Genomic DNA, 12,007 nt, shown 5'->3' with positions numbered 1-12,007 from the left:
GGTGGCGTCCCCGGCAGGTCTCGAACCTGCGACCCCAGGTTTCATCCCACTTCGGCTTCCGCCGCCGCTGCTTGCAAAAAGCAGCGTTCGTGGTCTGGACTATCCCTTCACCATGGGTCCCGGAGCCGGGGCCTTTAGGTGCCGCCCGTCTAGTCTCTACACCTTCCGGAGGCCGCCGATGGCAGACTTCCGGCTTGGCTCGGGATCGGCCGCGGCCCGATGCGGGCCGTTGGGCGTTCCCCGAATTTGAGCGGATCCGCCGCGCGGTTTCCCCTCGCGACGCCCAATGGATTCTTAGGAAACCTGTGCTCTGTCCAGCTGAGCTACGGAGACTCACCGACGGCTCCATACCATCAACCGACCGACCGGCCAACCGAGGCCGCGGCGGTTGTGACGATCCTGCCGCAGGGGCCGGGGAAAGACGCCATGCCGGGGCGCGACCCTGGCCGATCCGGCTCCGGCAGGACAGGATCGCGGCAGGTCATCCGAATCATGGCGCCGGAGGGGACTGTGCAGGGCGGCTTCGGCATCGGTCTGGGACCACGGGCGGGTTCGGCGTTCGCGGTCGGCGCGTCGCTCCTCGTCCTGACGGGAGCGGGACCCGTCGATGCGGCGCCGCGCCAGGCGCCCGAATGCCGGCCCGCGCCGACGCGGACGGAGGAGATCACGACACTGGGACCGCGGGGCGAACTCGTGCTCGGATCGGGCGCCAGGGCCGTCCTGTCGGGCGTGCACTGGCCCGAGGACGCCGCAGCGTCGTGGGCCGCGGCGGACTGGCTCCTCATGCATCGCGGCCGAAGGCTGACGGTGACAGGTCGCGGCGACCCGGACCGCTGGGGCCACATCCGCATCGATGCGGCGCCGGATGACGAGGCGACGAACCTCGCCGGCGGCCTGATCGCGGCCGGACTCGCCGCGACCGATGCCGGCGAGGGCGATACGCTGTGCCGGCCGGCACTCCTGGCCCTCGAGCGGGCAGCCCGCGGCGTGGGACGCGGCATCTGGCGCGCTGGGGCACCGGATGTCCGCGATGGCGCCGCGTTGCGTGAGGCGGCGGGCCGTTTCATCGTCGCCGAGGGGCGCCTCGTCGGTGTCGGGGAGCGGCCCGGACGCACCTATCTCGACTTTGTCGCTCGCGGGCGTGACGGGCTCACGGTGACCGTGTCGAAACGCACTTGGCGCAGATTGCAGGAACGTGGTTTGAGTGCGGCCACGCTCAAGGGGCGTCTCGTCCGGGTGCGCGGCGTCGTCGAGGTCGGCCGGGGTCCGATCCTCGACATCGCGAGCGCGGACATGATCGAGGTTCTGGACGAGGAGCGGGCGCCGCGGCGCTGACGACGGCATGCAGGGCAGGGCCACAGATGTGATTCGATCGCGCGCGATCGGATCCCGGCGACGCCAGAGCGCGGGGCTCGTCCCGGCGCTCGCCCTCCTGTGGCTGTCGGCCTGCGCAGGCGACCAGACCGGCACGGTCATCGCGCCGGCCGCGATCCCGGCCGAGGCACCGAGGGTCACCGGGCGCGAGCGTGGCGCCACGGATGTCGACCACGCCCAGCTCGTCGCCTCCTTCGGCGGCGAATACCGAGCGCCCAATGCCCTGCGCCTCGTGAGCGAGGTCACCGACCGCCTCGTGCGTGCCACCGAACGGCCCGACGAGACCTACGCCGTCACCCTCCTCGATTCGGCGGTGATCAACGCCTTCGCCCTGCCGACCGGTCGCCTCTACGTCACACGCGGCCTGCTGGCGCTCGCCACCGACACTTCAGAGATCGCGGCGGTGCTCGCCCACGAGATCGCGCACGTGACGCTTCGCCATGCCAGCGCCCGCAGCGAGCTCGCCCTGCGCTCGCAGCTCGTCAGCAAGGTCGTGGCCGACGTGCTCAACGATCCCGAGACCGGCGCCCAGATCAGGAGCCAGTCGCGCTTCGCCCTCGCCCGGTTCTCCCGCGACCAGGAACTCGAGGCGGATCGCATCGGCGTGCGCACGCTGGCGCGGGCGGGCTACGACCCCTTCGCCGCCGGGCGCTTCCTCACCGCGCTGAGCCGGACCACGGCGATGAAGACCGGCACCGGAGTCGCGGGCGAACCCGACATGCTGGCGACCCATCCGGGCACGGCCGAGCGCATCATCCTCGTCACGCGGTCGGCCCGGCTCATCGGCGCCCCCGGCCTCGGCGTCGACGAGCGCAGCCGCTACCTCGCGGCCGTGGACGGCATCACCTACGGCGACAACCCCGACGACGGCATCGTGCGCGGCCGGCGCTTCCTGCATCCGGGCCTCGGCATCGCCTTCGAGGTGCCGGAAGGCTTCTCGGTGGACAACACCCGCAGCGCCGTGCTCGGCACCACCAACGAGGGCAGCCGGCGCATGCTGTTCGACCAGGTCGAGACCAAGGTCGGGCAGAGCCTGGAAGATGTGCTGAAAGCCACCTGGAACGACGGGATCGAGGCTCTCGAGAACCGGATCGTGGCCGGCCATCCGGCGGTGGTGGCGCTGTCGCGGGGCAAGGACTGGACCTTCCGGCTGGCGGCCATCCGGGTCGGCGAGAGTACCTTCCGCATGATCATGGCGGCCAAGGGCGCCACCGACCCGGAGGCCGCCTTCAGGCGCTGGATCGAGAGCCTGTCCACCGTCAGCGCGGCCGAGACGCAGTCGCTGCGGCCGTTGCACATCCAAGTGGTCGTGGCCGGGGCTGCCGATACGCCCGACAGCCTCTCCCGGCGGATGGCGGTGCAGGACCGCGCCCTCGATCGTTTCCTCGTGCTCAACGGCCTTGAGAAGGGCGCCGGCCTGCGCTCCGGCCAGGGCTATAAGATCGTCGTCGAGTAGGCTCTAGGGCCGGCTGCTGTTTCCCAGGGCCATCAGCATGCCCCATCGCTCTGTTGTTGCATGATGCTCCAAGCCGGAACGGCCCGTGCACGGGGGCGCGGGCCGTTCCGATGGTCGCGGTCCGGAACGGCGCCTAGGCCGGACCGATGTCCGCGAACCGGCGGGTTCCCCCTCCGCGCGGCCGCGTCCGCGCCTTGAAATGCGCTCGGATCGCCTTTGCCGCCTGCTCGACGCTGGGGAAGATGGTGCCGTCGAGAGGATCGAAATCACGGCGTGACGAGAAGAAGCGCACGCCGCCATGATCGGGCACGGCGATTCCGGCAGTGACCTCGCCGACTTCGATCACCCGCGTCGGCGCAGGCTCCCGATGCAGGCGATTGCGGGACCGGGCCGCGAGGTGGTCGACGAAGGGGTCGTGAAGGTGGGGTGCCCCGTTGGGCAGGGCGGGGAGCCGGGATGGGATCTCTGAATGAAACTGTGGCATGGCGACGGTTGCTCATCTGGCCGGACCATGGCCGGCGCGGTCGACAAATCGGGGTTCACGGCGGGACGCTTCCGATCAGCGTCGACAGCAGCCGAAGGGCCATGCCCGATCGCAGGACAGTCTCTGAAAGATGAGGGAAACGGTCACGGCAAGTCATCCTTTCCAAGAAGGACCACGAGGCGTCGGCGCCTCGCGGAGCGTTAGCGTTTGATGACGCGGCGCAAGCGACTCAATTCAAATCACCGCGGTGCCGGACGAGGGTAAAGCGTGTTCAGGCCCGCTCGACACGCAGTAAAGATGCGGTGTCGATGTGCTTCCGTCAACGGATGGAAATTTCATATTCCACGTGAAACGAGGCAGGAAGCGCTGCCGTTACCGGCGGCTCCGGTCGCTTCCTCCGCCGATGACCGAAGTCAGGCCGATCCGGCTCTCGTCATCAGGTTCTTACCATCAAGTTCCTGCCGCCGCAGCGGCCCTGATCGCGTCGAGGCTCAGCCGCTTCGGCGGCGCTGAACCCGCGACGGCGAGATGCTCCGCTCCGGTCGCCAGCAGGAGTGCCAGCGCGTCCTTGAGCGAGGCATCCGCCGCGATCGGCGGCGCGTCGAAGGCTTGCCCGGGTGACGCGCACGCGCCCACCGTGAGGAGAGCGAGCCGGCGCAGGACGCGGTCCTCGCCGAGGAAGCCGGCGACGTCGGGATCGGCCGGCGAGGCGAGAAGGCGGAGCGGTGCATCGGCCTGGACGATCCGGCCCTCACGCATCAGCACGACCTGATCGGCGAGCCGCATGGCCTCGTCGAGGTCATGGGTGACGAGGATCACGGTCTTGCGCAGGGTCCGCAGGATGGCCCCTATCTCGACCTGGAGGCGTCCGCGTGCGACCGGGTCGACGGCGCCGAACGGCTCGTCCATCAGCAGCACCGGCGGATCGGCGGCGAGCGCCCGGGCGACGCCCACCCGCTGACGCTGGCCGCCCGAGAGGGCATCGGGACGGCGGTCGCGGTATCGACCGGGATCGAGGCCCACCAGCGCGAGCATCGCGTCGACGCGCGCCGCGATCCGCGCACGCGGCCAGCCGAGCAGCGCCGGGACGGTGCCGATATTCTGCGCCACCGTCCGATGCGGGAACAGTCCGATGCCCTGGAGGACGTAGCCGATGGACCGACGCAGCGTCACCGGATCGACCTCCGACACGTCGCGGCCGTCGACCCGGACGCGCCCGGCATCGGGCTCGACGAGGCGGTTGACCATGCGCAGGGTCGTCGACTTGCCGCAGCCGGAGGAGCCGATGAGCGCGCAGGTCGTTCCCTCGGGCACAATCAGATCGATGCCGGCGACAGCCGCACGGGCGATGCCGGGATAGTGCTTCGAGACCGCCTCCAGGCGGATCATCGCCGGGGCGCAGCGCGGGCGGCGGGTCTCAGCAGCCCTTGTCTCAGCAGCCCTTGCAGATCGACCCCATGGTGGTGCGCATCTTGGTGTCCCACGCCTTGTCGCGGGCGGCCGAGGCGCGCTGGGCCTTGATCATCTGCTCCTCGGTATTGGCCTTCGTGAAGGGCGCGCCGGCCGTCACGGTCCGCTCGGAGGCACCCGGCGGCTTGGTGGTGCCCGTGGCGGTGGTGCTGCGGGGCGCCGTCTGGGCGAAGACGGCGCCAGTGCCGAGGAGCGTCAGGACAAGGGAAGCGGCGGCGAGGCGCATGAGGGTTCCTCAAACAAGGCAGGGACGAGACGGCGCAGCGGAGACGGCCCGGAAGGGCTTGGACCGCTATCGCCGCGTGGCAGAGAATGTCAGCGCTCTGCGTACGACCCGGCCGCGGTGCTATGACTGCCCCCGACCCGAATCGCTAGCCCGGCGGCGTGGAAACATTATGACTGCCCGATCCGAATGAGCGCGGCAGGCTGACCGAAGCTTGAGATGGGTGCGGGGGCGTCCCGCGAAAAGGGATCGACATGACGCGAAGCGACGCGCTCGGCGCGGCCCTGGCGCGGATCGCGCCGCGATTGCCGCCCTTCGAGACCGGCGCGGTCATCGACCGGGCGCTGACGAGTCCTGGCCTGCGCTCGGCGCGGGTCGAGACCGCGGCCTGGTTGGCGCTCGTTGCCTATGCGCGGCATGTCTGCACCGAGTACGACGATCTGCTGGCCGAGGGCTACGACCGCGACAGTGCCCGCCACTTCGTGCGCGACGACATCAACGCGGCCCTGGCGCTCTGGGGATCGGCGAACCGGGTGACCGATGAGGAAGCCGGCGACGATACGGCTTTCCTCTAGCCGACCGTGTCGACGATGGGGTCGTCGCGCCGAGGGGTTGGGGTGTATGGAATGGAGCCTTGGGGCCAGAACGGTTCCGCCGCACTTCGAGGGACACCAGGTCCATGCAGATCAGCGCACGCAACGTCATCAAGGGGATCGTCGTCTCCGTCGAGACCGGGGCCACCACCGCCCATGTCAAGATCGAGATCGCCCCCGGCCAGGTCGTCACCGCGGCGGTCACCAACGAGGCGGTGGCAAGTCTGAAGCTGGAGGTCGGCAAATCCGCCTATGCGGTGGTCAAGGCCTCCGACGTCATGGTCGCGGTGGACTAGCGATCCGATGCGCCGCCTCACGGTCGCCCCACTCTGCATCCTCCTCATCGCCATGGCCGGAGCCAGGGCACAAGGCCCGGCAGCGCCCGAGCCCGATGCCTGCGCGAGCTTCGACTGGCCGATCCTGCGCGAGCAGGCCTGGTTCTCCGCCCCCGGCCTGCCGCGCCTTGCCTCCGGTGCGACGCTGCCCGCCGAGATGCCGGGCGCCACGCTCGAGCTGTCGACGGAGGCCCAGGCCCGGTTGCCGCTGACGCCCTCGCGTGAGCCGAAACCCGAGACGCGGGGCGGCGTCCTCCATGTGCCCGCGCCGGTGGTGCCGGGCCTGTACCAGATCACGCTCTCGGAGAATGCCTGGATCGACGTGAGCCAGGACGGCACGACCACGAGGCCACCGGTGGCGACGACGCGGCGGCGGGGATGCCCGGGGGTCGTCAAGAGCCTGCGTTTCCAGTTCGGCACGCAGCCCGTGCTCATCGCGGTCAGTGGTGCCGAGGTCGACGCGATCACGATCGCGGTGGCGCCGGCGGAGTGAGCGAACGGCGTCGGGTAGGGCATCCTGAACTCGACGCGCCCTGCCCAGATGGACTAGCGTGGCGCCATGCCGATGACCCGCCGTACGATCCGCACCGCGACCCTCGCGTTCCTCGCATTCGCCACCGCCGCTCAGGCCCAGGACAGGGGGACGCTCGACGCCAAGCCGCTCCCGCCTCTCGCCAATCCGGATGATCCCTCGACCCCGGCAAAAGCCCTGTTCGGGCGTGCGACCGGGCCGGCCGCCGGGCCGGACGCGGCCTACGGGTCCTATGCCAGAGGTTGTTTTTCCGGAGGCGAAGCCCTGGCGGTGGATGGGCCGAACTGGCAGGTGATGCGGCTGTCGCGCAACCGGATGTGGGGCACGCCCCGTCTCGTGAATTTCATGGAGCGGCTCGCCGCGAAGGTTCCCCGTGCCGGGTGGCCCGGCCTGCTCGTGGGGGACATGTCACAGCCGCGCGGCGGCCCGATGCTGACCGGCCATGCCTCGCATCAGCTCGGCCTCGACGCGGATGTGTGGCTGACGCCGATGCCCGATCGCCGCCTGAGCCGGAGCGAGCGCGAGGAGATGTCGGCCACCAACGTGGTCCGGGCCGATCGCCTCGACATCGACCCCGACGTCTGGACGCCCGAGCACCTGAAGCTGATCCGGCTCACCGCGCAGCAGCCCGAGGTGGCCCGCCTGTTCGTCAATCCCGCGATCAAGAAGGCGCTCTGCCGCGAAGCCGGCGGCGACCGCGGCTGGCTTTCCAAGGTGCGCCCGATGTACGGGCACAATTATCACTATCACATCCGCCTCGCCTGCCCGTCGGGCGCCGGCGAGTGCGAGGACCAGGCCTCGCCACCCGGAGGCGACGGCTGCGGCGACGAGCTCGCCTACTGGTTCAGCGACGCGGTACTGAACCCGCGCAAATCCACCAAGCCGACGAAGCCGAAGCCGCCGATGACGATGGCGTCCCTCCCGGCGGCCTGCCGAACGGTGCTGAAGGCGCGCTGACGCGACCGGATGCGGTCCGGCCCGCAAGCCGAGGGCGATTCAGAACGATGAGACGCGGCTGCGCCGGCTGCCGATCGCCTTGTAGGCGGCGGCCTCCTCCGGTGTCCTCTCCGTCGTCTGCTGGGCCTTGACCGGATCCGGCAGCTTGCCGACACGCTCGATGCGCACGCCGGCATAGTTGCCTCGACGCCATGCCAGTTTGACGAGACACACGAAATTGCGGCCGATGACCTTGAGCATGAAGGTGTCGGGCAGATCGTAGGACTGCGGAACTCCGATTCGGGCGCCCGATTTCGAGATGTCCTTGATGTTGCAGGACAGCTCCGTCCCATCGAGCAGCCGGATCAGCGCGATCCAGTTCGTTTCGCTACGGGGTTCGCGCCGCTCCACGAAGTCGCCGCTCGACGGCGAACGGGCCTGGACGTCGCGCTCGAGAAGCGCTCGGCTGTCGCTGTCCTCGACGACGGTGTGCTGATCCGATGCCACGCAAACCTCTAGGCGATCCTCGCAACTTCCCGGCATGTTGCAAGGAAGTCCTTAAGAATCGCGTATGCACTCGCGGCCCCGGCGGGATGCGAATGCAGCGACTATTTGTCGTGATGCCCGGCGGCGATGCGGTCCGTGAGCGCCATCAGGATGCCGGAGACCACGAAGACCATATGGATACCAACGAGCCACGCCAGTTCGCGGTCGGACGTGTTCTTGAGATCCATGAAAGACTTCAGCAGCTGAATCGCCGAGATCGCCACGATCGACGACAGGAGTTTCAGTTTCAGGCCGGTGAAGTCGATGGTTCCCATCCATTCGGGCCAGTCCTTGTGGTCCGAATGGTCGATCTTCGAGACGAAGTTCTCGTAGCCGGAGAACATCACGATGATGAGAAGCGAGGCCGTGAATGAGAGGTCGACCAGTGTCAGCACACCGAGGATGATCTGGGCCTCGTTGACCTCGGGGGCATGCAGGACGAAGTGGATCAGCTCCTGGATCAGCTTGTAGAGCAGGACCATGATGCCGATGGCCAGCGCCCCGTAGAAGGGAGCCAGCAGCCATCGACTCGCGAACAAAGCCCGCTCGAACATCCGCTCCATCGTTCCGACCCGTCCGCTGCCCGACCTGCCGCGCATGTGGCATGTGCCACCAACCGCAGCAAGGTTAAGCTTGGACCGGCGACCCGGGACGACGACCCGGCTCCGGGCCGAGATCCGCGGCAGAACGGAGGCCTCGGTATCGAGGCCGGGACGCGTCAGGCGGCGACGCCGGTGCCGATGGGGCAGGTCACGCCGGTCCCACCGACGCCGCAATAGCCGGACGGGTTCTTGGCGAGATATTGCTGATGGTAGCCTTCGGCGAAATAGAAGGCGTCGAGCGGCTTGATCTCGGTGGAGATCGCCGGGAACCCGCGGACGGCGAGCGCCTCGCCATAAGCCTCGCGCATGGCCTGCGCCGTGGCGGCTTGAGCCTCGTCCAGCGTGTAGATGCCGGAGCGGTACTGCGTGCCGACGTCGTTGCCCTGGCGCATTCCCTGGGTCGGGTCGTGATTCTCGAAGAACGTCTTGAGCACCGAGGCGAGAGGAAGGACGCCCGGATCGAACACCACGAGGACGACCTCGTTGTGTCCGGTCAGACCGGAGCAGACCTCCTCGTAGGTCGGGTTCGGCGTATGGCCGCCGGCATAGCCCACCGCCGTGACGAAGACGCCCTCGGGGAGCTGCCAGAACTTGCGCTCGGTCCCCCAGAAGCAGCCCAGCCCCAGCACGATCCGCTCGGACCCGTCCGGATAAGGTCCTTTCAGGGGATTGCCGTTGACGAAATGCGTCTCGGCGGTCGGGAGCGGATCGGGCCGCCCTGGCAGCGCATCGGCAGCACTCGGCATCACCGGCCGCTTGCGGAACATCTGGAGCATCGCGGGTCTCCTCGTCGGAACCTTGTCGGGTGTCACACCGATATGGGGCGCCGACGTTCGGTTTCGTAGGGAGGGGCGGCGTTCAGACCGGGCCGGGATACAGGGCCGGCTGCCGCCGCGGCTGACCGAGCCATACCAGGACCATGCCGAGGACGAGGCCGATCAGGGCAGCGGGCGCGACGCCGAGCGGCAACAGGATCGCCTGCCACAGCCACGGCGCGACGCTCTCGACGGCCGTCTTCAGCGAGGCGAGGGGTTGGGCGAGGCTGGTGAGCGGCAGGTCGCCGAGCGCCGTGAGGCGCAGGCGATTGTTGGCGACCGAGCGGGCGCCGTCATAGACGAGGCAGACGAAGCCGGCCGCCATGATGATGATGCCGAGGGCACGGAGGAAGAAGCGGAACATCGCGGTTGCGGACCTTGCCTGTTCGACGGTGAAAGCAGCCGCCGCGGATCTTGCGCGGCGGCCGGCATGTGGGCTGCGAGTCGCCTCCGGGCGCCCGGACTGGTGCATTGAACGGACGATCCGCCCGGTTGCGAGCAGCGCGCAAGCCATGCCACAGGGGCGGCATGCAGGACAGTGGACCAAGAACCGCCCCGAACGGCGCGGCAGCACCGGCGGACGATCCGCATCTCGGCCTCGTCATCTTCGACTGCGACGGCGTGCTCATCGACAGCGAGCCGATCAGTCTCGCCCGGCTCACCGCTGGCCTCAATCGCATCGGCGTCGATATCGACGTCGAGACGGTGCGGGTTCGATTCGCCGGAACGGCGATGACCTCCATCATGGCCGCCATCGAGCGGGATACCGGCATAATCGCGCCGGAGGGCTTCGTCGAGGCCGTGAAGGCCGACACCCTGAGGGCCTTCGACATGGAGCTGAAGGCGATGCCTGGAATCGCAGCGGCGGTCCAAGGCCTCTTGCATCGCACCTGCGTGGCGTCGAGCAGCGATCCGACCCGCCTTCGCCATTCGCTCGGTCTGACCGGTCTCCTGCCGCTGTTCGAGGGCAGGATCTTCTCCTCCACCATGGTGGCGAACGGGAAGCCGGCGCCGGACCTGTTCCTGCACGCCGCGTCGATGATGGAGGTGAAACCCGGCGCCTGCCTGGTGATCGAGGACAGCGTGCCGGGGGTGGTCGCCGCACGGGCCGCGGGAATGCGGGTCGCCGGCTTCACCGGCGGCGGCCACTGGCACCACGATCGCGGCGGCGCCGACCTCGTTGCAGCCGGCGCCGCGCCTGTCTTCAGCGATCACCGCGATCTGGCGATGATCGTCGGGACGCTCCAAGGGCTCAGCAGGGCATCAGCCGCTTGATCTGGTCGAGGATGTCCTCGCCGGTGCAGGGGCGGGAGATGAAGCGGGCGCCGTCCGGCATCCGCGCCGGGTCGGGCGCGGCCCGGCCCGACACGATGACGATCGGCAGTTGCGGCCGCGCCTCGGAGACCGCGTTGGCGAGGTCGAAGCCGTTGACTTTCCCCGACAATTCCACGTCGGTGATGAGGCCGCAGATGTCGGGGCGGGCCTGCAGGATGCCCATCGCCCGTTCGGCCGAGGCGCATTGCACCGTCTCGTAGCCGCCATCCTCAAGGACGTCGGCCAGGTCCATGATCGTCAGGGCCTCGTCTTCCACCAGCAGGATCACCGGGCGCTCGTCGGCCGGGCTCGTCGTCTGTTCCACCACGATGTCCGTCCTCTCGCAGGGTTTGAGCGCGGTCGCGTGCGGGGACGCACCGCGCGACATATCCACAGACCCAACGAGATAGGACGATCCGGGTTGCAGCCGTCAAGCTCCGGCGGTTTCCCGCACCACCGCGGCGACGCTGGCGAGGAGGTGGTCGAGGTCGCTCCCGTCGATCGTCAGGGCGGGCGTCAGGTAGACGATGTCTCCGAACGGCCGGACCCAGACATCGTGAGCGAGGAGCCGGCGCTTGAGGCCGGCGAGATCGGGAATCCGTGCGAATTGCACCGCGCCGATCGCGCCGAGCACCCGCACGTCGGCGATGCCCTCGAGATCGCGCAGGGGGCTCAGGCCCTCGGATAGCCCCGCCGCAATGGCCAGGGCCTGATCGAGGCGCGGCTCGGCGGCGAACAGGTCGATGCTGGCATTGGCGGCGGCGCATGCGAGGGGATTGGCCATGAAGGTCGGGCCGTGCATCAGGGCCGCGCCGGGGTCGTCGGATAGGAAGGCGTCGAACACCTCGGCCGTCGCGATGGTGGCGGCGAGCGCCATGGTGCCCCCGGTGAGGGCCTTCGACAGGCACAGGATGTCGGGCACGATGCCGGCCTGCTCGCAGGCGAACAGGGTGCCGGTGCGGCCGAACCCCGTGAAGATCTCATCGGCGATGAGCGGCAGCCCGTGCCGGCGGGCGAGCATGGCCACGGTCGCCAGCACCTCGGGGGGATGCATCCGCATGCCTCCCGCCCCCTGGACCAGGGGTTCGACGATGACGGCCGCCAGGCTTTCGCGATGCTCCGCGAGGGCGGCGTCGAGGGCGGCGGCCTCGGCGCCCGTGCGCGGCAAGTCACAGAAGATCTGGTTCGGCAGGAAGGCACTGAGCGCGCGGTGCATGCCCTCGTCGGGGTCGCAGACCGACATCGCCCCCATGGTGTCGCCGTGATAGCCGCCGCGGAAGGCGAGGAACCGGGTCCGCCCGGCGACCCCGCGATTGCGCCATAGCTG

Annotated in this window: 16 protein-coding genes; 7 read left to right on the top strand and 9 right to left on the bottom strand. The window is 69.2% G+C overall.

The features are described 5' to 3' along the window. Positions 1–492: 492 nt before the first annotated feature. Positions 493–1,335, top strand: a complete 843-nt coding sequence (locus ACFE7U_RS12675) for a DNA-binding protein (protein WP_375410085.1) — start codon at positions 493–495, stop codon at positions 1,333–1,335. 7 nt (positions 1,336–1,342) lie between these two features. Further along, a complete protein-coding gene (locus tag ACFE7U_RS12670; RefSeq protein WP_375410084.1) occupies positions 1,343–2,830 on the top strand; it encodes a M48 family metalloprotease in 1,488 nt (495 codons plus the stop codon). 133 nt (positions 2,831–2,963) lie between these two features. Here ACFE7U_RS12670 and ACFE7U_RS12665 read toward each other — a convergent pair whose 3' ends face one another. The 3 genes from ACFE7U_RS12665 to ACFE7U_RS12655 all read right to left on the bottom strand — a co-directional run bounded on the left by ACFE7U_RS12665 (position 2,964) and on the right by ACFE7U_RS12655 (position 5,010). Continuing rightward, entirely contained in the window at positions 2,964–3,314 is a 351-nt protein-coding gene (locus ACFE7U_RS12665; RefSeq protein WP_375410083.1) for a hypothetical protein, read from the bottom strand. Between the two features lie 450 nt (positions 3,315–3,764). After that, a complete protein-coding gene (locus ACFE7U_RS12660) occupies positions 3,765–4,703 on the bottom strand; it encodes an ABC transporter ATP-binding protein (RefSeq protein WP_375410082.1) in 939 nt (312 codons plus the stop codon). 43 nt (positions 4,704–4,746) lie between these two features. Beyond that, positions 4,747–5,010, bottom strand: a complete 264-nt coding sequence (locus ACFE7U_RS12655) for a hypothetical protein (RefSeq protein ID WP_375410081.1) — start codon at positions 5,008–5,010, stop codon at positions 4,747–4,749. A 251-nt stretch (positions 5,011–5,261) separates the two neighbouring features. Between ACFE7U_RS12655 and ACFE7U_RS12650 the strand changes: the two genes are divergently transcribed. From ACFE7U_RS12650 to mepA, 4 genes are all read left to right on the top strand, one after another. Continuing rightward, positions 5,262–5,582 carry a DUF2293 domain-containing protein gene (locus tag ACFE7U_RS12650; protein WP_375410080.1) on the top strand — a complete coding sequence of 107 codons (321 nt, stop codon included), beginning with the start codon at positions 5,262–5,264 and terminating at the stop codon, positions 5,580–5,582. Positions 5,583–5,686: 104 nt separating this feature from the next. After that, positions 5,687–5,896 carry a molybdopterin-binding protein gene (locus ACFE7U_RS12645; protein ID WP_375410079.1) on the top strand — a complete coding sequence of 70 codons (210 nt, stop codon included), beginning with the start codon at positions 5,687–5,689 and terminating at the stop codon, positions 5,894–5,896. A 7-nt stretch (positions 5,897–5,903) separates the two neighbouring features. After that, entirely contained in the window at positions 5,904–6,428 is a 525-nt protein-coding gene (locus ACFE7U_RS12640) for a hypothetical protein (protein WP_375410078.1), read from the top strand. A 66-nt stretch (positions 6,429–6,494) separates the two neighbouring features. Next, the gene (gene mepA / locus ACFE7U_RS12635) at positions 6,495–7,424 is read left to right on the top strand and encodes a penicillin-insensitive murein endopeptidase (RefSeq protein ID WP_375410077.1); all 930 of its coding nucleotides are present in this window, start codon (positions 6,495–6,497) and stop codon (positions 7,422–7,424) included. A gap of 39 nt (positions 7,425–7,463) precedes the next feature. On the opposite strand, the gene ACFE7U_RS12630 is transcribed toward mepA, so the two are convergent. The 4 genes from ACFE7U_RS12630 to ACFE7U_RS12615 form a co-directional block, all read right to left on the bottom strand. Beyond that, entirely contained in the window at positions 7,464–7,910 is a 447-nt protein-coding gene (locus tag ACFE7U_RS12630) for a PilZ domain-containing protein (RefSeq protein WP_375410076.1), read from the bottom strand. A 101-nt stretch (positions 7,911–8,011) separates the two neighbouring features. After that, positions 8,012–8,512: a TIGR00645 family protein gene (locus ACFE7U_RS12625; protein WP_375410089.1), complete on the bottom strand. Its 501-nt coding sequence runs from the start codon at positions 8,510–8,512 to the stop codon at positions 8,012–8,014. Between the two features lie 155 nt (positions 8,513–8,667). Continuing rightward, on the bottom strand, positions 8,668–9,327 hold the full coding sequence (gene msrA / locus ACFE7U_RS12620) for a peptide-methionine (S)-S-oxide reductase MsrA (RefSeq protein WP_375410075.1): 660 nt from the start codon (positions 9,325–9,327) through the stop codon (positions 8,668–8,670). 82 nt (positions 9,328–9,409) lie between these two features. Continuing rightward, a complete protein-coding gene (locus ACFE7U_RS12615) occupies positions 9,410–9,730 on the bottom strand; it encodes a PetM family of cytochrome b6f complex subunit 7 (protein WP_375410074.1) in 321 nt (106 codons plus the stop codon). A gap of 164 nt (positions 9,731–9,894) precedes the next feature. On the opposite strand from ACFE7U_RS12615, the gene ACFE7U_RS12610 reads away from it, so the two are divergent. Beyond that, positions 9,895–10,641 (top strand): HAD family hydrolase, encoded by a 747-nt coding sequence (locus ACFE7U_RS12610; protein ID WP_375410088.1) that lies wholly within the window; start codon positions 9,895–9,897, stop codon positions 10,639–10,641. Here ACFE7U_RS12610 and ACFE7U_RS12605 read toward each other — a convergent pair. Both ACFE7U_RS12605 and ACFE7U_RS12600 read right to left on the bottom strand, forming a co-directional pair. Next, positions 10,619–11,011 (bottom strand): response regulator, encoded by a 393-nt coding sequence (locus tag ACFE7U_RS12605; RefSeq protein WP_375410087.1) that lies wholly within the window; start codon positions 11,009–11,011, stop codon positions 10,619–10,621. The two genes, ACFE7U_RS12610 and ACFE7U_RS12605, sit on opposite strands and share 23 nt — an antisense overlap. Before the next feature lie 99 nt (positions 11,012–11,110). Further along, on the bottom strand, positions 11,111–12,007 hold an 897-nt coding region (locus tag ACFE7U_RS12600), incomplete at its 5' end, for an aminotransferase class III-fold pyridoxal phosphate-dependent enzyme (RefSeq protein ID WP_375410073.1).

Source organism: uncultured Methylobacterium sp. (genome assembly GCF_964251405.1).
Taxonomy (GTDB): domain Bacteria; phylum Pseudomonadota; class Alphaproteobacteria; order Rhizobiales; family Beijerinckiaceae; genus Methylobacterium.
Note: the sequence above shows the minus strand (reverse complement) of the source record. Positions and strands in the feature narration are given on the sequence as shown.